21 protein-coding genes and 1 pseudogene are annotated in these 23,886 nt (G+C 30.3%); 10 read left to right on the forward strand and 12 right to left on the reverse strand.

The window, feature by feature from the left end; translation table 11 throughout:
• Positions 1–18 precede the first annotated feature (18 nt).
• The 4 genes from QZ357_RS06595 to tilS all read right to left on the reverse strand — a co-directional run bounded on the left by QZ357_RS06595 (position 19) and on the right by tilS (position 4,331).
• On the reverse strand, positions 19–423 hold the full coding sequence (locus QZ357_RS06595; protein ID WP_290773481.1) for a thioesterase family protein: 405 nt from the start codon (positions 421–423) through the stop codon (positions 19–21).
• Positions 404–2,260, reverse strand: a complete 1,857-nt coding sequence (gene ftsH / locus QZ357_RS06600; protein ID WP_290773483.1) for an ATP-dependent zinc metalloprotease FtsH — start codon at positions 2,258–2,260, stop codon at positions 404–406. Before ftsH ends, QZ357_RS06595 begins: the two co-directional genes overlap by 20 nt.
• 151 nt (positions 2,261–2,411) lie before the next feature.
• Positions 2,412–2,945 carry a hypoxanthine phosphoribosyltransferase gene (hpt, locus tag QZ357_RS06605; protein WP_290773486.1) on the reverse strand — a complete coding sequence of 178 codons (534 nt, stop codon included), beginning with the start codon at positions 2,943–2,945 and terminating at the stop codon, positions 2,412–2,414.
• 3 nt (positions 2,946–2,948) lie between these two features.
• The gene (gene tilS, locus QZ357_RS06610) at positions 2,949–4,331 is read right to left on the reverse strand and encodes a tRNA lysidine(34) synthetase TilS (RefSeq protein WP_290773489.1); all 1,383 of its coding nucleotides are present in this window, start codon (positions 4,329–4,331) and stop codon (positions 2,949–2,951) included.
• 399 nt (positions 4,332–4,730) lie between these two features.
• On the opposite strand from tilS, the gene QZ357_RS06615 reads away from it, so the two are divergent.
• Complete coding sequence (locus QZ357_RS06615) at positions 4,731–6,077, forward strand: LCP family protein (RefSeq protein WP_290773491.1); 1,347 nt, start codon at positions 4,731–4,733, stop codon at positions 6,075–6,077.
• Positions 6,078–6,216: 139 nt separating this feature from the next.
• Here QZ357_RS06615 and rpsR read toward each other — a convergent pair whose 3' ends face one another.
• Genes rpsR through rpsF form a run of 3 tightly spaced genes read right to left on the reverse strand, consistent with a single transcriptional unit; the run spans position 6,217 to position 7,210 of the window.
• Positions 6,217–6,459, reverse strand: a complete 243-nt coding sequence (gene rpsR, locus QZ357_RS06620; RefSeq protein ID WP_290773493.1) for a 30S ribosomal protein S18 — start codon at positions 6,457–6,459, stop codon at positions 6,217–6,219.
• A 27-nt stretch (positions 6,460–6,486) separates the two neighbouring features.
• Positions 6,487–6,909, reverse strand: coding sequence for a single-stranded DNA-binding protein (ssb, locus tag QZ357_RS06625; protein WP_290773496.1), 423 nt, complete (start codon positions 6,907–6,909; stop codon positions 6,487–6,489).
• Between the two features lie 13 nt (positions 6,910–6,922).
• Positions 6,923–7,210 (reverse strand): 30S ribosomal protein S6, encoded by a 288-nt coding sequence (rpsF, locus tag QZ357_RS06630; RefSeq protein ID WP_290773499.1) that lies wholly within the window; start codon positions 7,208–7,210, stop codon positions 6,923–6,925.
• A 361-nt stretch (positions 7,211–7,571) separates the two neighbouring features.
• On the opposite strand from rpsF, the pseudogene speB reads away from it, so the two are divergent.
• The 9 genes and pseudogenes from speB (at position 7,572) to QZ357_RS06675 (ending at position 17,241) form a co-directional block, all read left to right on the forward strand.
• Positions 7,572–8,431, forward strand: a pseudogene (gene speB / locus QZ357_RS06635) (agmatinase).
• A 25-nt stretch (positions 8,432–8,456) separates the two neighbouring features.
• Positions 8,457–9,905 carry a YjiH family protein gene (locus QZ357_RS06640; RefSeq protein WP_290773501.1) on the forward strand — a complete coding sequence of 483 codons (1,449 nt, stop codon included), beginning with the start codon at positions 8,457–8,459 and terminating at the stop codon, positions 9,903–9,905.
• Between the two features lie 311 nt (positions 9,906–10,216).
• Positions 10,217–11,635: a polysaccharide deacetylase gene (locus QZ357_RS06645; protein WP_290773504.1), complete on the forward strand. Its 1,419-nt coding sequence runs from the start codon at positions 10,217–10,219 to the stop codon at positions 11,633–11,635.
• A 181-nt stretch (positions 11,636–11,816) separates the two neighbouring features.
• Entirely contained in the window at positions 11,817–12,242 is a 426-nt protein-coding gene (locus QZ357_RS06650) for a cupin domain-containing protein (protein ID WP_290773506.1), read from the forward strand.
• Between the two features lie 143 nt (positions 12,243–12,385).
• Complete coding sequence (locus QZ357_RS06655; protein ID WP_290773509.1) at positions 12,386–13,588, forward strand: hypothetical protein; 1,203 nt, start codon at positions 12,386–12,388, stop codon at positions 13,586–13,588.
• A gap of 75 nt (positions 13,589–13,663) precedes the next feature.
• On the forward strand, positions 13,664–14,311 hold the full coding sequence (locus tag QZ357_RS06660) for a DNA alkylation repair protein (RefSeq protein WP_290773512.1): 648 nt from the start codon (positions 13,664–13,666) through the stop codon (positions 14,309–14,311).
• A gap of 67 nt (positions 14,312–14,378) precedes the next feature.
• On the forward strand, positions 14,379–15,050 hold the full coding sequence (locus QZ357_RS06665; RefSeq protein ID WP_290773515.1) for a response regulator transcription factor: 672 nt from the start codon (positions 14,379–14,381) through the stop codon (positions 15,048–15,050).
• On the forward strand, positions 15,050–16,387 hold the full coding sequence (locus QZ357_RS06670; RefSeq protein ID WP_290773518.1) for a HAMP domain-containing sensor histidine kinase: 1,338 nt from the start codon (positions 15,050–15,052) through the stop codon (positions 16,385–16,387). The genes QZ357_RS06665 and QZ357_RS06670 overlap by 1 nt, the downstream gene beginning before the upstream one ends.
• A gap of 80 nt (positions 16,388–16,467) precedes the next feature.
• A complete protein-coding gene (locus QZ357_RS06675; protein ID WP_290773521.1) occupies positions 16,468–17,241 on the forward strand; it encodes a hypothetical protein in 774 nt (257 codons plus the stop codon).
• A gap of 40 nt (positions 17,242–17,281) precedes the next feature.
• On the opposite strand, the gene ftsY is transcribed toward QZ357_RS06675, so the two are convergent.
• The 5 genes from ftsY to plsX all read right to left on the reverse strand — a co-directional run bounded on the left by ftsY (position 17,282) and on the right by plsX (position 23,814).
• Positions 17,282–18,178, reverse strand: a complete 897-nt coding sequence (gene ftsY / locus QZ357_RS06680) for a signal recognition particle-docking protein FtsY (RefSeq protein WP_290773524.1) — start codon at positions 18,176–18,178, stop codon at positions 17,282–17,284.
• Positions 18,156–21,743, reverse strand: a complete 3,588-nt coding sequence (gene smc / locus QZ357_RS06685) for a chromosome segregation protein SMC (protein ID WP_290773527.1) — start codon at positions 21,741–21,743, stop codon at positions 18,156–18,158. The genes ftsY and smc overlap by 23 nt, the downstream gene beginning before the upstream one ends.
• 9 nt (positions 21,744–21,752) lie before the next feature.
• Complete coding sequence (gene rnc, locus QZ357_RS06690; protein WP_290773530.1) at positions 21,753–22,445, reverse strand: ribonuclease III; 693 nt, start codon at positions 22,443–22,445, stop codon at positions 21,753–21,755.
• Positions 22,446–22,543: 98 nt separating this feature from the next.
• A complete protein-coding gene (gene acpP, locus QZ357_RS06695) occupies positions 22,544–22,768 on the reverse strand; it encodes an acyl carrier protein (RefSeq protein ID WP_290773533.1) in 225 nt (74 codons plus the stop codon).
• Positions 22,769–22,827: 59 nt separating this feature from the next.
• A complete protein-coding gene (gene plsX, locus QZ357_RS06700; RefSeq protein ID WP_290773536.1) occupies positions 22,828–23,814 on the reverse strand; it encodes a phosphate acyltransferase PlsX in 987 nt (328 codons plus the stop codon).
• Between the last annotated feature and the right edge of the window lie 72 nt (positions 23,815–23,886).

The raw sequence follows: 23,886 nt of genomic DNA on the forward strand, positions 1-23,886 counted from the left end.
ATTGCTTCCGTTTTTATTTTATTTCTTGCTATTTGCTTTCGCCTCAAATTTTTCTTTGTCTATAATGAATCTCTCATGAATGCCTTCTCCGACTTTCTCTTTTTCGTCATATACATCTACTTTAAAAACAAGTCTTCTTCTGTCTATTTCAATAAGCTCACATTCACATTCAACTTTCATTCCCAAAGGAGTTGCTGCCATATGTTTAAAATCCGCTTTTGTTCCAACCGTAGATTCGTTATCTTTCAAACATTCTTCTGTCAACAAAAAACATGTTCCTTCCATCAACAAAAGCATGTCAGGTGTGGAAAACACATCTGCAGCGCCACTGCCCTTACTTGAAGCCAAATGCTCTTTCTTAACCACAAGAGATTTTTTATTTTTAAGTCCTACTATCAATTCTTTATTGCTCATTTTCTTCATTGTCCTTTTCTTCGTTGTTTTCTTTCTCTGCTTCTCCCGGATATTTGCCTGTTTCAAATAAACTTGCAAATTCTTCTCCGCTCAAAGTTTCCTTTTTAATGAGTTCATTTGTTATAAGCTCAAGTTTATCCATATTTTCTTTTAATATATTAATTGATTTTTCATGACATTCGTTAATGATGTCTCTTACCTCTTTATCGATTGCACTTGCAACTTCTTCTCCGTAATTTTTACTTCTCAAGAAATCTCTTCCTATGAAAACATCCTCTTGACCGCTTCCAAGACATAAAGGTCCAAGTAAATCTGACATACCCCATTCGGTAACCATACTTCTGGCAATTTTACTTGCTCTTTCAATATCATTTGAAGCTCCTGTACAAATATCATCAAGCATAACTTCTTCAGCCGCTCTACCGCCTAAAAGACCGCAGATTAAATCAAGAAGTTTTCCTTTTGACATATGATTATTTTCATTTTCAGGCAATGATATTGTATAACCGGCAGCCATACCTCTCGGTATAATAGAAATTTCTCTTACCTCATCACATTGAGGAAGACTCTTCATTACAATTGCATGACCTGCTTCGTGAGCTGCGGTAATTTTTTTATCATCATCAGTAATAACTTTACTCTTCTTTTCAGGACCTGCGATAACTCTTTTTATAGCTTCTTCTATATCATGCATAGAAACACGTTTTTCTCTCTTCCTTGCAGCTAAAAGACTCGCTTCGTTCATTACGTTTTCAAGATCCGCACCTGTAAATCCTGCGGTACTTTTTGCAATAATACTCAAATCAATGTCATCAGCTAAAGGTTTACCCTTGGCATGAACCTTAAGTATATCTTCCCTTCCCTTTACATCCGGAGGTGCAACAAGAACCTGTCTGTCAAATCTTCCAGGTCTTAAAATTGCAGGGTCAAGAATATCGGCTCTGTTTGTTGCCGCAATTATAATGATACCTTCCTGATTTGAAAAGCCGTCCATTTCAACCAACAACTGGTTAAGGGTTTGCTCTCTTTCATCGTTTCCACCACCAAGTCCTGCTCCTCTGTGACGACCCACAGCATCGATTTCATCAATAAATACAATACAAGGAGCATTTTTCTTCGCCGTTTCAAACAAATCTCTTACTCTGCTTGCCCCGACACCGACAAACATTTCAACAAAATCAGAACCGCTTATACTGAAAAACGGAACTTTGGCTTCTCCGGCAGTTGCTTTGGCAAGAAGTGTTTTACCTGTTCCCGGAGGTCCTACAAGAAGAACACCCTTAGGAATTCTTGCTCCCAAATCTATATATCTTTTTGGAGACTTTAAAAAGTCAACGACTTCAGCAAGCTCTTCTTTTTCTTCATCCGCACCTGCAACATCGTCAAAGGTATATTGTTTGTCACTTTTGGTATAAAGCTTTGCTTTACTCTTTCCAAAAGTCATAACCTTATTTCCGCCGCCTCCTTGTTGAGAGAAAAATACAAATATTAAAAATCCCATAAGCCCCAAAGAAACCAATACCATTAATATATTGGCCCAGCTTGAAGAATTTGATATTTCATAACTTACATCAAGTTCTCCCGGATTTTCTTTAATGTAATTTGTAAGTAAACTATCCAATTCCTGTAATGCTACATTTGAAACAAGGATGGTATCTCCGCTTTTAAGCGTAGATTTGGCACTTTGCTTATTTCTGTTGATTACAATACTTTTAACATTATCCGATTCGATATTTTGAACCAACTTACTGTACGATGCCTTTTGAGTTTTTGCACCGCTTGAAAGCGGATTTAAAGAACCGGTAAGCATACTTACTAAGAAATAAGTCCCAATAATAAGCGCCATATATATGACTACCGTTCTCATTCTTTTATTTTTCAAATCTTTTACCTTAATTCCTTTCCTAAAATAATTTTATATTTTATCATATTTAATGATTATTAACAATAAATCCCGGAATTATATAAATTAAAATTATATAATATTAAACTACAAATTATGAGTATATTTCTTCCTTTAATACACCGATATATTTAAGATTTCTGTATTTATCGTTATAATCCAAACCATAACCCACAACAAATTCATTCGGTATATAAAAACCGTAATAATCTACAGGAACTTTTATTTCCTCTCTTCCTTTTTTAATAAGCAAAGAACAAACTTTAAGGCTCTTAGGCTTTCTTTCGTTAAGTATTCTCATCAAATAATCCAAAGTTCTTCCCGTATCCAAAATATCTTCAACAATCAGAATATCTCTTCCTTCTATATTTGTACTTAAGTCTTTTACTATATTTACAACACCAGAAGATTTGGTGCCTTCATAACTTGAAATAGCCATAAAGTCCATATCCACAAAAGTGTCTATTTCCCTTAATAAATCACTTAAAAACATAACGGCACCTCTCAAAACACATATAACGAGGGGATTTTTATCTTTATAATCTTCCGTCAAAATACTTCCCAGTTCCTTTACTTTAGCTTTAAGCTCCTCTTCTGTAATAAGAATTTCTTTGATATCTTCTTTCATTTTTTACCTCTCACAATTTTTATAATGTATATTTAATATTTTTTTTGTATCCATATTTGCTTTATACTTATCGCTTATATCATAACCCAAAACAGCTATAATATTTTCTTCATCGGTCAGTAAAAGAATTTCGTCTCTTTTTTCTTTCGGGATTTTTTTATCAATAAAATATTTCTTTATACTTTTACTTCCCTTTAATCCTAAAGGAGAAAATACATCACCGCTTTTTCTATTCCTGATAGAAAGATTCCCTACTATTTTATCATAATCAATGTATTTATCATCACTGTTTTTGTCTGAATAATTTATTTTTTCCAATTTAATAATATATTTGTCATTATTAAATTCAAAACTTTCATTATTTTTGACAGGAAAATAAATATCTTTTTTCTCTTTATTATATTTTTCTTTATATGAAAAATATAATTTGTCATATCTTCTTCTGGCAACAATACCTCCTACCAAATTTACATCAAATGAAGTATTATCTTTATCTATTAAATCGATTATTTTGTTTATATGTTTTCCGCTTATATCTTTTTTTATGTTCATCTTTTCAAACATATTGAACAACACCTGTTTTTTTACCGCAATATGCAAAGATTTAAATTCATTCAATGTTATATATATATCATCTTCACTTTTAAATATCTCAACATTTGAAGATAAAGAACAGAGCAAATCGTCAACTTCCTTTGCAACAAGGGAAATATCATAAAAATGAGAATATGCCTTTGTATTTATCTCTTCCAAATGAGGAAGAATATTATGGCGAATGTTGTTTCTGCTATATTCGGTATTAAAATTTGTAATATCAGTAACATATCTCAAATTATTACATTTTATATAATCCATTATTTCCGATTTTGTTAAAGTCAACACTGGTCTTATTATATTCTTGTACCTTACGCCTATTCCCCTAAGTCCTTTTATTCCGCTTCCCCGCACCAAATTTAAAATAATACTTTCACAGTGATCCAGTAAATGATGGGCTGTTGCCGTTTTATCTATACCATTTTCTGCCATTATATTATCTATGAGTTCATATCTTTTTATTCTGCTTAATTCTTCAAGTCCTAAATCTGTATCTTCTTTTAAAGAAGGAATATCCACATGTTCAGAAAACAACTTGACATTATATAAAGAACATATTTCTTTTACAAATTTTTCATCATTAACGGCTTCCTGCCTAATATGATGATTTAAATGAAAAGCAAAAAGTTCAAAGTCAAGTTCTTCCTTTAACTTATTTAGTATATGAAAAAGACAGACAGAATCACTTCCGCCTGACAATGCAACAAGAACCTTATCATTTTTTTCTATTAGTTCATTGTCCAAAATAAAATTTTTTACTTTATTTCTTATATAGTCGGATCTGTTTTCCATATTATACATTTTAATAGACAGGATAACAATTATCAAGGTAAATAAACGAAATATTGTTTATTATAGTAAAATTATGATATACTATCATAAAATCTAAATTATAAATAAATTTATATAATTATAATTGCAAAAATGATTTTTTCTGTTAAAATAAAGAGCTGATGTTTTTATAAAAATTTTACAATAATTTTAAATATAATATAATTAAATTCCACACTTTGAAAAAATTATTTTAAATATAACTTTTATAATTTATAAAAAACAATTATTAATAAAAATTTAATATGCCAATAATAATTTAATAATAAAATTATTTTATTATATATAATATATGAAAAACTTTATAGAAATATCTAAATAATAAAGTTTTATAAAACTAATATTAATTTGAGGTTTAATATGGGTAAAATCATAGTAAAAAGAGCCGACGGAGAAATCATTAAAATAGATGAAAACGAGGCTTTGGGGGAACTTAGAAAAATAAGAAACAAAGAACAAAACAACAGAAAACGAAATGTAAGAAAAAAAAGACCTACTAATAACAGCAATCAAAAGCGACGACCTGACCCACCACAAAGAAGAAGACCAAACAGAGATTATATTGATAGGGAACAAATAGCAGATAATTCAAGAAAAAGAAAAAAAAGAAGAAAACAAAAAAAACCGTTGATAAAAAAATTAAAGAAAATAGCCGTTTTTGTATTAGTTGCTTTAATTATAGTATCAGCATTTGGATATTATCAGGTTAATCAAATCTTTGCAAAAATGAATACAGTCGAGTTTCCTACCAGTGACAGTGAACTCGGAATATCTCCTTATGTAAATGATTATTACAGAAAGGAAAATAAATATATAAAAAATTATGCTTTATTCGGAGTCGATTCAAGAGGTGAAGAAAGCGGAAGAACAGATTCACTCATGATTTGCTCCGTAAATACCAAAACCGGTGAAATCTCACTGACTTCGGTACTTAGGGATTCTTATATAAAAATTGCACAAGTCGACGATAAAGACTACGGTTTTGATAAAATAAATGCCGCTCATTCATTTGGAGGGCCAATAATGACGGTAAAAACATTAAACGAAAATTTCGATCTTAATATACATGACTATGTAGAAGTAAACTTTAAAGCAGTTGCTGATATAGTAGACGCCTTAGGCGGAATAACCGTAGATGTAAAAGAAGATGAAATTGAAAATTTAAACAAATATATAAGAGAAAACAACCGTCTGCTTAAGGGAAAAGCTTCTAAAGAACTTACAAAATCAGGAAAACAAACACTGGATGGTAAACAAGCTTTATCTTACTGCAGAATCAGATATGCAGGAAACGGAGACTACCAAAGAACGGCACGACAAAGAATCGTAATGGGTAAAATATACAATAAACTTAAAAAGAGTAGTCTACTTACACAAAAAAAAGCATTGGAATCGGTTCTTCCTCACATAACGACTTCTCTTAAGTCAAAAGATATGTGGCCTATAATATTTGCCTACCTAAAAAGTGAAAGCGGTCCTAAATCTCAATCTTTGACAAATGAAGATATTGTTAAATCTGGAACAATCAACGGAGGATGGTGCTTAATATTCGATGACCTCAAAAGCAATGTACAATATTTGCATAAGTTAATATATAAAAACGAATATACAGTATCACCTACAGTGGAAGAAAGAAATAATGCTTACGCAGAAAAAACCATGTATACAACAAAATATGCAATAGATTCAAAAGTATACACAAAATAATAATAAAAATAAAACAGCTTTTAAATAATATAAAGCTGTTTTATTTTAATTGAACTATTAAATAACATAATTATAATATTCTTCGGTAAATTAATTTATTTTACAACAAAAAAAGAGCATGAAATTCATGCTCTTTAAATTATTCTGTTGTATATGGTAACAATGCAGCATTTCTTGCAATATTAACTGCTTGTGTAACACCTCTTTGATGTTTTGCGCATGTACCTGTTACTCTTCTCGGTAAAATCTTGTATCTTTCAGATACATATTTTCTAAGAACTTTTATATCTTTATAATCAATGTGTTCTATTTTGTTTTCGCAGAAATAGCAAACTTTTTTTCTTCTTCTAAATCCGCCGTTAGATCCACCTTGTCTTTGCATAGCTTTTCTCCTTCTTTAATTATTTAATTAAAATGGCATATCGTCATCATCCATTTCGCTAAATCCATCCATTGGAACACCAAATTCGTTGTCCATACTAGAAGCGTTATTGCTTCTGGTCATACCGTCATTTTTTGATCCAAGGAACGTTACCTCTTCAGCAACCACTTCAGTTACATATCTTTTACTACCATCATTTGCATCGTAGCTTCTTGTTTGAATTCTACCTGCAACAGCCGTTTGTCTTCCTTTACTTAAATACTGACCGCAAAGTTCAGCGGTTTTACCCCAAGCTACAATCGGAATAAAATCAGTACCTCGTTCTCCGTCTCTCGACTTAAAAGTTCTGTCAACGGCTAATGTAAATGTGCTGACACTCGAACCGGATGTTAATACTCTGGTTTCGGGATCTCTTGTCAGACGTCCTATCAATACTACTTTATTTAGCATTTTTATCTCCTAATTAATATCTTTTTACGATAATGTCTCTTAAGATATCTTCTGTAATTCTGTAAACGTGGTTTAATTCATCAAGGCAAGCTTTATCAGCTTCGAAGTTAATTAAAGCATAGTATGCATCACGATATTTATTTCTAATTTTATACGCTAATTTTTTCATGCCCCATTCTTCAACTTCTTCAACTTTACCACCATTGTTTGTGATTACGTTTTGAATTTTTTCTATTATACCTTTTATTTCTTCTTCAGACATATCAGGTCTAACAGCTAAAAGTGTTTCATATTTTTTCATATCTTTCACCTCCTTATGGACTTATGGGGAAAATTTAATATTATATTTTCCCAAGGATGTGACTACTTTGTCACAGTTTGTTAATTATACCATTATAAAAGTATTTTTGTAAAGCCTTTTATATAGTTTAAACACAAAAAATTTCGCTTTTTACTTAATATGAATAAAAAAGAACAAATTATCTTGAATATTCAGAATATATTGAAAATAATAAGAGATTATGGTATTATACTTAAATATACTCTAATCTTCAATTAATATAAATGTAATATATAGGAGGAATTTTATTATGTCAGATGTTAAACAACCCGCAAGTGCATTATCATCACCTAGATTTTGCAACATGGGAACCTTTATGAGAATGGAAAAAGTAGATTCGGCGAAAGGATTGGATTTCGTTATTGCAGGCGCACCTTTCGATACCGCAAGCTCATTTAGATCAGGCTCCCGTTTTGGGCCGAATGCAATACGTAACATATCGGCAATGATGAAACCAAACAACGTATTAATGCAAGTTAATATAATGGAAAACTTAAAGGGTGGAGACATTGGCGACTTTCCTGTAATTCCGGGATATATACATCCAACTTATAAAGCAATAGAAGAAGGAATATCAAATATAATAAAAGAAGATGCTATACCGATAACTCTTGGAGGAGACCATTCCATTACACTTGCAGAGCTAAGAGCCGTAGCAAAAAAACATGGTCCGGTAGCATTGGTTCACTTTGACTCTCATTCAGACCTCTGTGATGAAGTATTCGGGGAAAAATACAACCACGGAACACCTTTCAGAAGAGCTTTGGAAGAAGGACTTATCGACCCTTCCCATTCAATTCAAATCGGAATGAGAGGCTCTTTATATGATCCGGATGAACATAAAATGGCTGCCGATCTCGGCATGTTATTAATCCCTGGACATAAAGTAAGAAAAAACTCATTGAAACAGTACTTGAAAGAGTCGGAGATAAACCTTGCTTCTTAACATTTGATATAGATTTTGTAGATCCTGCTTATGCACCTGGAACAGGCACACCAGAAGTAGGAGGATTCACATCTTGGGAAACTCTTGAAATGGTCAGAGGAATAAAAGACCTTAATTTTATAGGTATGGATTTGGTAGAAGTATTACCTGCATATGACCACGGAGAAATTACAGCATATTTAGGTGCAAATATAGTATTTGAATTCTTATCTATACTTGCTACCCAAAAGAAATAAAAACAAAGATAGATAGAGAGAATATATGGAAAACTACACAGCAAAAACAAAATACGATCCGGACATGCCATCCAATGAATTGGACAATATACATTTTTCAAAAGATAAATTCACAAAAAGCTTTATTAAACTAGCCATTTGCTCAATTATAGGTATTTTAGTATTTTTCGTATCTGTACCACATAACGGAGAGAGCGAAATAATATTCAGTATTATATATAATTGGCTTGTCGGTTTAATGGGTAATTTCGCATATTGGGTAATAACCCTTATTGTCGGCGGCAACTTATTCGCCCACATATACTTTAAATACATAAAAAAGGGAAAATGCCAATCAGCTTTTGCGGATGTATATCAAAACGATAACTTAATACATACATTTCTTTATACCATAGGATTTATATATGTATTTTTATATGCAATGAAAATGAATATACCTGGGTTCGTTGGTCCGGAGTTTATAGTCGGAGATGCAACCGGAGGAAGCGTTGTTCCGCCTATAGTACTAGGAGTACTCGGCATTATATTGGTAGGAGCAATATTTATGCCATTTCTGTTAAACTATGGAATACTAGAAATCGTAGGTGCATTACTGGAACCATTAATGAGACCTTTATTTAAAGTACCGGGTAAAGCGGCACTGGATGCCGTTGCATCTTTCGTAAGCTCATCTTCACTGGGGGTACTGATTACAAACCGCTTATGGAAGAAAAATGCATATACCGACAAAGAAATGGTAGCAATAATGACAGGATTCAGTGCGGTCAGCATCGGATTTGCATATCTTGTTATAAATACCGCAAACTTGGGACATTTGTTTTTAAAAATATATGCGATAAGTTTCGTGCTTGTATTTATAATGGAAATGATTATGGTCCGCATACCTCCTATATCAAGGAAGAAAAATACATACTTTAACGGAAGAGAGCAAACGGAAGAGGAAAGAAAAGAAGGAGCCAAGTTAAGTTTATCATTATTTAAAATAGGTTTTAACAGAGCAGTTAAAAGAGCAGGAATTTCAAACAGTATAAAAAAAGATATGAAATTAAGTTTAAAAGACAGCTTCTTAATTTTACCTCAAGTTTTAACCATGCTTTCTGCCATAGGCGTAAGCGCTCTAATTTTAGCCGAATACACCCCTTTGTTTCAATGGTTGGGGAATATATTTAAACCATTGCTTATGCTATGTCAAGTACCTGACATAAACTTGATAGCACCGTCAATTCCGGTTGGAATAGCCGAAATGTTTCTTCCTGTACTTGTTATGGGAACTAAAATAAGTATAATAAGTGAACCGGCAAGAGTATTTGTAACTCTTGTATCAATAGTACAGATTATTTTCTTCTCAGAAACCGCAACCGTTATGCTTGCCACAAAATCACCTATTAAATTTTGGGAAATAATAGTATGTTTCTTGGAAAGAACAGTTATTGCAATCCCTCTGGCAGCTCTTGTAATTCATTTCTTATTTTAATTTTAAAATAATTAAAAAATATACATTTATAAAAAAGACTTAAGAATATATTCTTAAGTCTTTTTTATTTACTCTAGAATAATGAAACAATCATTAAAATTTAATTAATAAGATATAAATAAATAAAAAATATGTTACAATAGGTATCATTTTGCTGAAAGCCAATATTATTTGATAATTTGATAAAAATAATGTAAATTTTAAGGTTATTTTTATAAAGGAAAGGTACAATATAAAATAATATAAATGGATAAAATAAACTGTATTTAAAATACTCAAAACTTACATAAACAACTATTGAGGGAAATTACATGAATAAACTATTACAAAAAATCAAAAAAACAGATATACGAATTATACTACTCATAATAATATTAATTTTGTCTTCGATGGCTTTTATAAAAATAACATTAACACCACTAGTATTAAAAAATGCCAGTATAGATACACAGATAAACTCTACAATAAATGCAGAAGACAATATAAAACATGTGTACTTCGGCTCAAAAAAAGACGTAAAAATAGATACCAGCAAAGTAAATACAAAAAAACTGGGTCAATACGATTTAACATATACTTATAAAGATAAAAATTATCAAATAAAAGTTAATGTCATAGATACCATACCTCCTGATTTTGATGTTAAAAGTTACAAAAGCGAAGTCGGTGCAGAAATAAATCCCAAAAAGCTCGTTAAAAACATAAAAGACGAAACACAAACAAAAGTATATTTTAAAATGCACTATTTATTCGATAAAGAAGGTAATTTTGATGTTTGTGTAATTGTTGAAGACGAAGGAGGAAACAAGACAGAAAAAAATACTACAGTAACCTTAGTAAAGGACGAAGAAGGCCCTAAGTTTATAGATACACAACCTATCAATATTGTTAAAAACGGCAATCTAAAGGCTGAAGAAAAAACCGAGGTAAAAGATAATTTTGACCCTTCACCGAGTGTATCTGCAGATATGAGCAATGTAGACATAAGCAAACCAGGCAAATACCAGATAACCTATACCGCTACAGACAGAGCAGGCAACATAACGGTACAAAAAAGAGAAGTTAATGTAGTAGAAAAGATCGGCAGTAAAAAAGAAAGCAAAGAAAAAATAGTATATTTGACTTTTGATGACGGGCCATCTGAAAATACCATAAAGATTCTAAAAATATTAGACAAATATGATGCAAAAGCAACCTTTTTTGTAACAGGAAATAACCATGAATATAACTACCTTTTAAAAAGAATGAGTAATGAAGGCCATACAATAGGGCTTCATACATACACTCACGACTACGCAAATATATATAAGTCTAAGGAGAATTATTTCAAAGACTTAAATAAAGTAGGTAATATGGTAAAAAGTTATGTAGGATATTTCCCACGATATATCAGATTCCCGGGAGGCTCATCGAATACAATAAGCAGAAGCTACAAAAAAGGTATTATGACAAAGTTATCAAAGGAAGTAATTAACAGAGGTTTTCAATATTATGACTGGAATTGTGATTCAACCGATGCATCCGGAAATAATGTAAGTACAAAGAAAATAGTAAAGAATGCAACTTCATGTAAAGAAAAAAATATCAATATACTATTTCATGATACTGATGCAAAAGATACAACAGTAAAGGCTTTGCCTAAAATAATAAAATATTATAAATCAAAAGGATATGATTTCAGAGCAATAGATGATTCATCTTATGCTCCCCACCACGGAATAAATAACTAAAAGACGAATATTAAATATTCGTCTTTTTTATTAAAGCATACTTGACATGGAGTTAACTTCAAAGAGTATCATTATGTGTGCAGTAAGTAATAATTATAAAAAACGCAGTATTACAAATATATATCAAATGTTTTTTATATAAAAACTTATAAGAAAATAATAAATAAAAAGGAAGGAAAAAATGGATAAAAAAGAATTCGAAAAAGAAAATATATTTGGAAAAGGAAATCCCAATGAAGCTTTCGCTGAATATTTCACAGGAAATAGTTATTTAAATCCTTTGGTAGACGCGAAAACCAGCCCTTTATTTTTAGCGAATGTAACATTTGAACCGGGATGCAGAAATAACTGGCATATACATCATGCAACAAAAGGAGGAGGACAGATACTTATTTGTACCGCAGGTTATGGTTGGTATCAAGAAGAAGGAAAAAGAGCAGAATCTTTAGAGCCCGGAAAAATAATTGTAATACCGCCAAATGTAAAACATTGGCACGGAGCAAAAAAAGATTCTTGGTTTTCTCACATATCTATAGAAGTACCCGGAGAAAAAACATCTAATGAATGGCTAAATAAGGTAGATGAAAAATTATATGGGAAATTATAATACTGCATCTAAAACAATATAATATTAAAAATAGCCAATAAGAATATAAATTACAAGAAACAATTAAACTTTAAAAGTATCAATAATATGTTAAAATAAATATAAATAAAACAAATTTAAATATATTGATAAAGAGGCAAAATATGAACCCCATTAAAGTACATGAAACCAAAATCCCTTTAGTAGTGGGAGGTATCTGCAGTATTATTTTTTTGATTATGTTTATACTTTCTCTTATAAGCGCTATAACCAATAAAGATACTGTACTTATAATAATAAGCATCCTGGTATTTGGAGGATTCACCTTACTGGGAATCTATTTGCTTTTTGATTATTTCAGACGTAGCCTGATATTATACAGCACCCATATAACATACACTCCTGCAATAGGAAAGACCAAAACGTTTTACTATAACGAAATAACTTCTGTAAAGTTTATGGCTAAAGGAACGACTCTTCAATACAGAATTTATTCAAATGAAAATATACTGGCGTCCTTTGAGCTCAACATGAAAAATGTTGAACTAGCCCTGGAATATTTTGAACAGAGAAATATTACAATTGAAAAAGCAGACGTTTTTAAATACGGAAATAAACTGGACAAAATCAAGGAAAATCTTCAACGAAACAAAGAAAATGAAGGAAATTACATAAAAAATACATGGAGCAAAGAAAGATTAAATAAAGAACATCGTATAATCAAAATCATAAGATACCTTATACCACCGTTAATAATCCTTTCTTTTTTCCTTTCTGCAAAAGTATCCTTTATATTATTAATTTCTTTATTATTAATTATTTGGATAATGTATATAATTCTATATCCAAAGCTGGCATTTGAAGTATCCGAAAAAGATAAAGCATCAAATTTAAGATTTCAATTCCCTTTTATATCATCGGCAATTATTGTAGTGATACTTTTAAAATCAACAGATGTCATAAATGAAACCAACAAAGAATTTTTCGGATATATAATTATATTTTCAATAATATTGATGATATCTTATTTTGTCATGCTTTTTATAAAAAGAAGAAAGGAAAATACAGGCAAAATACTTTTGGTATTGCTGGGAACTTTCATAATATCCATTTCTATTGTACGTCCCATAAACTACGTTTTAACAACAGGTGTAATAGGACACAAAACAGTTAAAATATCAGACAAATCCATTTACAATTCAAAAAACGGCACCGACTATACTTTGGAAGTAATCCTAAAAAACAATACTCGAGAATCAATGAATGTATCCAAATCTTTATATAATTCAGTGGATATAAATGACAATGTAAAAATATGCAAGAGAAGAAGCTTAATCGGATATGATTATTGCACACTTCATAAATAATTATATCATTTAGTAAAAATACATTTATACAGGCGAATATAAAAACAAACATAATATTAACAGGAGTTTATAAATATGGATATATTCAATATTTTTAGGAATAACAGAAATGAAGAAAATGCAATCAAAATGAGTAAATATTTAAAAAACCAATTTGAATTTTTAGGAATCAAAACTCCTCTTCGAAGAAAGTTGGAAAAAGAATACTTTAAAAGCATAAAAAATGAAAAATTTATAAATAAAGATTTTATAAAAAAATGTTATGACGAAAAATACAGAGAATTTCAATATCTTGCGATAGATTATTTAAAAGAAAAAATCAATTTTCTAGATAAAAACAATATACCCTTAATTAAAAAATTAATAACCACAAAATCATGGTGGGATACAACAGACAGCTTAGATGAGATAATCGGAACAATTGCACTTAAAGACAAAAGTACAAACGATATATTGTTAAAGTGGAGTAAAGATAAAAACATATGGCTTAGAAGAGTAAGCATAGATCATCAACTATTAAGAAAAGAAAAAACCGATACAGAACTGTTAGAAAAAATAATTGTAAATAATTTCGGCAGCAATGAATTTTTTATCAATAAAGCAATAGGTTGGGCTTTACGAGACTATTCAAAAACAAATAAAGAATGGGTCAGTAACTTTATAAAAAAATATAACAATAATCTTTCCTCTTTAAGCATACGAGAAGGAAGTAAATATTTATAATTTTAATTTATCTTTAATTTAACATTATTATCATAAAAAATAAAAACTTAAAGTAAAGGAGCAGTATATGAGAATTCTTGTTGTTGAGGATGAAAAGAATTTAAACCAACTAATCGTTAAAAGATTAAAGAGTGAAAAATATACCGTGGACAGTTGTTTTAACGGAGAAGATGCAGTATTTTACATAGAAAGTACACAGTACGACGTAGTAATTCTGGATATAATGATACCTAAAATAAACGGCTTTGACGTAATAAGAAAAATCAGAGATAAAGGAATCGAAACATATATTATAGCCCTAACGGCCATGGATTCCACAGAAGATATTGTAACAGGATTAAATCTTGGGGCAGATGATTATATGGTAAAACCTTTTTCTTTTAGCGAACTTATTGCAAGGATATATGCCGTAACAAGAAGAAATTCAAAGAATAAAACAAATGTATATAAAGTAGCAGACTTGGAAGTAGACTGTAATGCAAAAACAGTAAAGAGAGCAGGAAAAGAAATAGAACTTTCCAGCAGAGAATATGGGATACTGGTTTTTCTTATAAAAAACAAAGGTATGATTTTATCAAGAGAACAAATTGAACAAAATGTATGGAATTACGACTATGAAGGTACGTCAAATATGATAGACGTATATATTAGATATTTAAGAAAAAAAATGGATACGGGCTATGATAAAAAATTAATCCACACAAAAAGAAATATAGGATATGTATTAAAGGAAGAATAATGAAAAATTTATCATTAAAAACTAAACTTAATTTTTGGTATATATTTGTAATAGCTCTTATACTTATTTCAACTCTTGTATTTTTATCCATAAGTATGGGAGGATTTACGAATATAACATTAAAACAGACCTTACAGGAAGAAATAAACGAATGTGTGGAAGATATAAACGATGAAGGGTTTGAAGAAATATACGATGATGATTTTGAGTTTTATAAAGATGGAGTGGAAATAGCTATATACCAAAACGGTGATTTGTTTAGAGGTAATGTTCCTTCCGATATAGATTTAAAACATCTTTCTTATTCTGATGGATTTAACGAATATAAAGGAAATTCAAACAACTGGTATGTTTATGATAAGATGACAAATATTGACGAAGTTTTTATAAGGGGATATATGTCTATATCTACTATTGAAACTTTTAATACTTTTATCATAAAAATATTTATAATAATTATACCTATCCTTTTGATTATTTCAGCCTTGGTCGGATACTTTATAACAAAGAGAACTCTGTCCCCTATTGATAAAATAGTGGACACTGCAATCAATATATCAAACGGAAATGATTTATCAAGAAGAATTAATTTGAACGATGATTCCAAAAATGAAATAAACTTAATGGCAAAGACTTTTGATGAGATGTTTGAAAGACTTGAAACTTCATTCGAAAATGAGAAAAAATTTACTTCTGACGCTTCTCATGAACTTAGAACACCTGTTTCTGTTATATTAGCCTCTTGTGATTATGCTTTATACGAAGGTAGTGAAAAAGAACAAAAAGAGGCTTTGAATTTAATAAAAGAACAAGGAGAAAAACTTTCTTCTTTAATTTCTCAACTTCTTATGTTTACAAGATTTGATTTTAACAGAATTAAGATTCAAAAAGAAAAAATCAATTTAAAAGAGCTTGTAGAAAGCGTTTGTGAGGAAATGGAAATAAAGGCAAAAGAAAAAAACATAGTTCTAAACTCAAAAATAAATGAAAATATTAATATATGTTCGGATACAGTTTTATTAATGCGAGTATTTATTAATCTAATATCAAACGCCATAAAATACGGCAAAGATAACGGCTATGTAAATATAACATCTTATAAGGAAAATGATCATGTAGTTTGTATTGTTGAAGACAACGGAATCGGAATAAACAGTGAAAATATAAATAAAATATGGAATAGGTTCTATCAAGTTAATCCTTCAAGGGATAATGAAAACAGCCTCGGGCTTGGATTGTCGATGGTAAAAACAATAATAGAAAAACTGGATGGAAGTATATCAGTAAGCAGTAAAGAGAACGTTGGAACAAAATTTAAAATAATTTTAAAAAATTAAATTCTTTAATTTTACTTTAATTTTTCTTTTCTATTATCAAAGCATAAAAAGAAGGTATCGAAAAAACGGAGGAAAGAAAAATGAAAAAGAAAACAGTTTTGATTATGGTTACAATCATTGGTATAACATTAGTAGGTGCAAGCGTATTTGCAAAAGAAGTTGGTATGAACCATATGGTAAATCCACTTGAAAACAAAACAAATTTAACAAATGACAGTATTACAACAACAAGTGATACACAAACAAGTGAAATAACATCAGTACAAGTTGCTTCAGTTAGACAAGATGATGAAAGTAAAAATAAAATAGATGTTAATTTTAAGAAAAAAGTTATATGGGACAACAATATAAGCATAACAGTTACTGACGCAAATGGAAATAGTTATAACGCAAGAATAACAGATAAAGACGATGACGATATGGAATTTTATGTAGATAACATAAAAGACGGACAAAGCTACACAGTAACTATTCAAGGTATAAAAGCTTATAACGAAAACGCTTTTTCAAGCTTAAAAATTAATTTTGAAACAAAGAAACAAGAAAAATCAGTTAAATCTAACCTTAAAGTAAAAGACGTTGATTTTGACAGAGAAGACAGAGAAGTATCATTTGATTTTGATAAGTTAATAAAAGCAAAATCAAACGCATATATAGTAATTAAAGATTCAAATGGGAATACTTACTCAGATAAAAATTCATATCTAATATGTGATGAAGACGATATAGAATTATTCTTAGATAAAAATCTAACTCAAGGTAAAAAATATACATATAGCATCTACGGTGTAACACAAAGCGGAAGTAATTCTTACAAAACAATAACAGGAAGCTTCACAGCTTGGGACGACTAAAAAAATGATAATAAAAAAGACTTACTTATGTAAGTCTTTTTTAAATTATTGCATCCACAAAGTCGTCTACATTAAATTCTTCCAAATCCTCGAGGCTTTCTCCAAGCCCTACATACCACATAGGAGGTTTATCCTCTCCGGCAAGAGAAACAATAACGCCTCCCTTTGCGCTTCCGTCTAATTTTGTCATTATTATACCGTCAACTTTTGCACTTTCATTAAAGCTTTCCGCCTGAATAACACTGTTTTGTCCCGCCCCGGCATCAAGAACAAGAACAGTATATAAATTATATTCTCCTTTAAATTTATCACAAACCCTATAAATTTTATTAAGTTCATCCATGAGATTTTTTTTATTTTGGAGTCTACCTGCACTGTCCGCAAGGATTATATCCATATTTTTTGCTTTTGCAGAATCCAGGCAGTCGTAAATTACACTTGCAGGATCTTGACCTTGTTTACTCTTTACGATTGGAACATTAAGCCTTTCTGCCCAAGTGGATAGTTGTTCGCTGGCTGCCGCTCTAAATGTATCTGCCGCAGCTAAAATAACTTTATTGTCGTCCTTTAAAAATTTGTTTGCAAGCTTTGCTATTGTTGTTGTCTTTCCTGCACCGTTTACCCCTATAAAAAGTATTAAAGCAGGTTTTTTTATTTCTTTATCCCAAAGGTTTAAACTAAGTCTGTTTTTGATTTCTTCTTTGATTAAGTCGTAAAGTTTGTTTATATCTTTTACATCTTTTTTTGTTGCGTTTTCCTTTACGTTTTCTATTATTTCTTCACTAACACTAAAAGGAATATCACTTAAAATGAGAACTTCGATTAATTCTTCATATAAATCATCATCGATCTTGTTTGAAGAAAATACATCTTTTAATTTAGACAAAAGACTTTTTTTTGTTTTATCCAATCCTTTATTGTATTTTTCTTTTGACACTTATTTCACCGCCTTCATGTATATCTTTTAATTTAACACTTACGATTCTTGTAATACCTTCACTGCCCATAGTTGCACCGTAAAGAACATCCGCAATACCCATAGTTATTTTTCTGTGAGTTACTATAATAAATTGATTATCTTCTATTATGGATTTTAAATAATTACAGAATCTTGCAACATTTGCGTCATCCAGTGCCGCATCAATCTCGTCAAGAACGCAAAAAGGTGCAGGTTTTAATTTCAGTATCGCAAAAATCAAAGCTATTGCCGTCATTGATTTTTCTCCTCCGGATAATGACGAAATATTTTTCAGTTTAGTCTTTGGAGGAGAAGCCACGATATCTATACCGCTTTCCATTATATCTTCCGGATTTGTAAGAATAAGCTTTGCATTACCTCCGTTAAACAACTTTTTAAATACTATCTCAAACTCTTTATTTATGTTGTTAAACTCCCTTAAAAATCTTTCTTCTATTTTTGAGTTCATATCTCCTATGATATGTAGAAGTTCATCTTTTGAATTTTCAAGGTCATCTTTTTGTTCTTTCAGAAATTCAAACCTTTCTTTTACTTCTTTGTACTCTTCTATCGATTCAACATTTATATTACCGAGTTTTTTTATGGAAGATTTTAAATCTTTTACTTTAATTTCGGTTTCTAAAAGATTATCAATAGGCTTCTTAAATTCAACGGCTTGCGCATACGTCAAATTGTAATCTTCAATGATACCTTTTTGCAAATATTCCATTTCAAGAGATATTTTATCTTTGGTATTCTCGATTTTTTGAATTTTTTCGCTTAAAGAGAATCTTTCTTCCTGTAAGTCTTTCAGATTTAAATTAATATTTTCAAACTCATCGTTAGCCTGTTTCTTTTTATCTATTAAAAGAGTATACTTATCATCAAGATTTTTTTTCAAATTGTCATAATCTTCGTCCAATTCTTTTGCTTCATTGATTGCCTTGTTCAGTATACCGATATTAATCTCATTTTCTTCAATTTCATCCCCGGCAGCAGCAATAGATTCATTGATGCTTTTAATATTGTTTTTTATATCTTCAATATCAAAGTTATATTTTTTAAGTTTGGCTTCTTCTTTATATAAATCAATTTCCTGCTTATTTAATTCCGTTGCCTTATCCAGATACTTATCTTTGTATAGCCCCATTCCTATCTGAGAAATTTCATCCTTTTTACTTTCGATTTCTTCATAAAGGTTTTCAATTTCTTTCTTAGAATTTTCATTCATAATGAGTATCTTCTCATCAGATTTTTCTAAATCCTCAATCTTTTTTTTGTTGTCTTCGTATGCTTTGTACATCCTGTCAAGATTGTCTTCGGCATCTCTGTTTTTATCTTCTTCTTTACTTATAAGCAAAGTTAAATTATTTATCTCTTCAGCCTTTGTTTTTAACTCTTTATCTTTTTTTTCTAACTGATTATCAAAAGAATCTCCCTGCTTTAAAAATTGATTATAGTCCTCAACAGCTTTTTTTATTTTTTCCCTTAATTTATCTATCTCATTTTTTCTTGACAACAAGCCTTTGTCGTTATTTTTATTATGTCCACCGATTAAAGCTCCTCCCGGGAAAAGAACCTCACCGTCTAGAGTTGCTATCTTATATTTATGCCCGCTTGATTTGGCAAATATATTTGCATTCTCTAAAGTATCAAAAATCAAAAGAGTTCCCAGAGAGTTTTTAACTATATTTTCAAATTTACTTTCGTATTTTACCAAATTACTGGCAATACCTTCAAAACCCTTTGCTCTTTTAACAGCAGAATCAAGATTATATATTTCTCTAGGTTTTATTATATTATGAGGCAAAAAAGTTATTCTTCCCCATCTGTTTTCTTTCAATATTTTTATAGCCTTTGATGCAATTGATTCATTTTTTACAATTACATGTTCTATATTTGAAGCCAAAGACTTTTGAATCGCCTCCATATATTTTTCCGGAACGGTAATAATATCACCGAGAGTTCCGTAAATATCTTCTTTCAAATCATTTTGTTTTGCAAATTCAAAAAGCTTTTTTATCGCAAACTTATATCCTTCTTTGTTTTCTTCATAACCCGTAAGAATATCACGTTGCCCTTTTAAAAGTTTTACTTTATTATATTTTTCAAGAAGTTTCTCGCGAAAATCAGCCTTCGCCTCCTCTATCAAATACCTTTCTTCAAGTAGTTTATTATTTTCATCATCAAGCTTTTCCAGCTTTTCTTCATTTAAGGTATTGTCTATATTTTCAATCGAACTCTCCAATAAATCAATATCTTCTTTTAACGATACATTCTCTTCTTTCAATTTAGCGATAATAAATTTATTGTTTTCTATTCGGTTTATGCTGTCACTAAGAAGACTCTCTTTATCTTTAAGAAGTCTCTCTTTTATTTTTAAATTTATATTTTCTTTTTCTATCGCACTTTCCGTTTCGTCTGCCAACCCTTTTAATCTTTCCACTTCAGTTTTTAAAGCATCAAACTCTTTTGTCAAATTTTCATAAAGAATCTCTTGTTCCTTTGATTTTGTTTCAAGCTCATCCAAAGAATTAAAATTTATGCTTTTCTCTTTTTCAAGCTTAATAATACCTTCTTTTAATGATTGTATATTTTCCGCATGGTTGGCTATCTTACTTTTGTTTACTTCCACCTCTACTTTTGAATTTTCGTATGTGGATATAAAATCATGAATTTCTTTATTTGCTTTATTTATTTCTTCATCAAAAGAGTTGATTTCAACTTTAAGTTCACTGTACTTCTTATCAAGTACTGAGATGTTTTCCTCTTGCTCCCTTAAAGTATCTTTCATTACGGATTCATTATGCTCTGTTTCGGTCAATTCTTTTTTTAATTTATCCGTTTTATGTACAAATAAATTAAGTTCCAAGCCTTTTAAATCTTCACTTAATGCAATATATTCTTTTGCTTTTCTTGAATTCCTCTTAAGGGTAGGAATCCTCTTTTCCAACTCAGATATAATATCTAAAATTCTGTAAAGATTATTTTGTGTTTTGTCTAATTTCTTTAAAGCTTCGTTTTTTCTGGTCTTATATTTTACAATACCTACGGCTTCCTCTATCATTAATTTTCTTTCAACGGCAGAATTGTTCACAATGCTCTCTATTTTACCCTGAGATATAATTGAGTACCCTTCTCTTGAAAGTCCCGTATCCATGAATAACTCTTGAATATCTTTAAGCCTTACGGAATTCTTGTTTATATAATATTCACTTTCTCCCGAGCGATAAAGCCTCCTTGAAACATTAACTTCACTGTATTCACTTGGAAGAATTCCCGTAGTGTTGTCTATTGTTATACTTACAAAAGCATATCCAAGGGCTCTCTTTTCTTCGGTTCCGGAAAATATAACATCTTCCATCTTCCCGCCTCTTAAAGACTTCACTCTTTGTTCACCCAATACCCATCGTATTGCATCAACAATATTACTTTTACCGCTTCCGTTAGGACCTACGATTCCCGTTACTTTATTATCGAATATTATTTCTACTTTTTGTCCGAAAGATTTGAAACCGTAAATTTCAACTTTTTTTAAATACATTATTACCACCTAAATTAATTTAAGTTTTTTCAGTGTGTTTAAAGCAGCATGCTGCTCAGATTCCTTTTTATTTTTACCTTCACCTTCACCCATATCTTTATTGTTTATTATAACCTTTGAAGTAAAAACCTGATCGTGTTCCGGTCCTTTAATCTGAACCAATTCGTAAGAAAAATCTTTTATGCTTTTTGAATGTATATATTCCTGTAAGAGGGTTTTATAATCATATGTTAACTTACCTTTTATAGCCTTTTGTATAATATCAGAAAGCAAGTTCAAAGCTATTTGACTTACACTTTCATAATTACTATCCAAATAAATTGCGCCTAAAACCGCTTCAAAACAGTCGGCTATTATATTTTTTTTATATTTTCCACCACTGTGCATCTCTCCTTTTCCGAGAAGTATATATTCACCAAGATTAAGTTTTTCACTTGCAATATACAACGAATCGGCACAAACGATTAATGCTCTTTGCTTTGTAAGCACACCTTCTTTTTGATCCTTAAGAGTCTTATAAAGATATGCTCCCACACATAAATCCAAAACAGCATCTCCCAAAAACTCAAGTCTTTCATTATTTTCAAGAGATTTATTTTCATTGCTTTTAGAAGAATGCGTAAGAGCAACTTTTATTAAATCCTTATTTTTAAATTTATATCCTAACTTATTTTCTAATTTATCCAGATTTTTTATATCCATTTCCTACCTCATAAACCATGTAAAAAATTACAGAAAATTCCTTTAATTTTTTAAATAGTTTAAGGCTCCTAAAAGGAGCCTTATTCTTTTATTTATTTTTATAATGATTCCAAATAGTCAACAACGTCTTTAACCGTCTTCATATCTTCAAGCTTATCTTCTTCGATTTCAATGTTAAATTCATCTTCAAAATCAGCAATAAGCTCAATTAATGTTAACGAATCAACATCCAAGTCATCGGTAAAAGAAGTATCCATTGTAACGGCTTCTTCACTTACTTCCAATTGCTTAACGATAATATCTCTAACCCTTTCAAAAATCATTTTTTATTCCTCCATACACTAATACTTTTTATTATATATATACTTATATCATATATTCCTTATTTAGCATAGATATTTTTTATTTTTTCTAAAACTTCATTTTCTTCGAATTTAATAGCCTGTTTTATGGCATTTTTAAATGCAGTTTCGTCAGAATTTCCATGGGCTTTTATTATCCCCCCGTTAACACCAAGCAACGGAGCTCCTCCGTATCTTTTTGAAGACAATTTCGACATCTCCTCATTTAATACATTCTTTGCCAAAACATAACTTATTTTTGTTTTTGTATTCGTATAAAATACATCTTTTAGTATTGACTTCATTAAATTGCCCATACCCTCTATGGTTTTTAAAATTATATTACCGGTAAATCCGTCACAAACAACCACATCATTGTCGCTGTTCATTATTTCTGTTCCTTCTATATTTCCGACAAAATTTATTTCTTTGTTTTCTTTTAAAACCTGATGTATTTCTTTATATAATTTGTTTCCTTTTTCTTCTTCAGAACCTATATTTGCAAGTGCCACCTTTGGATTCTTAACTCCCATTACATTTTCCATATATATGCTGGACATAGTAGCAAACTGTTCTATATAATCACTGTTACAGTCGGCATTTGCACCGCAGTCCATCAACAAAATAGGCTTTTTTCTTGCCGGAAGCACAGCCCCCAAAGCAGGACGTTTAATCCCTTTGATTCTTCCTGTAACAAGAACACCTGCCGAAAGTACCGCACCCGTACTCCCTGCAGTAACCAAAACACTGTTTCTGTCTTCTTTTATTTTATTTGCTGCAACAACAAGAGAAGATTGTTTTTTCCTTCTTATCGCAAGTGCGCTTTCATCATGACAGGTTATTTCTTCCGGCGCATGAATGATACTTATTTTATCCATACTTAAATTATTTTCTTCAAATACTTTTCTTATTTTTTCTTCATGACCGACAAGAGTTATTTCTCTGTCAAATTCTTTTACCGCCAAAACAGCCCCTTTTACCATTGCATCAGGAGCAAAATCTCCACCAAAAGCATCTACGTATATCATATTATTTACCTCTTATTTATTATTATTAATAATGTTTATATAATTCATCAAAACATATAAATTATATCATAA

Source organism: Anaerofustis sp., assembly GCF_019420015.1.
Lineage (GTDB): Bacteria > Bacillota > Clostridia > Eubacteriales > Anaerofustaceae > Anaerofustis.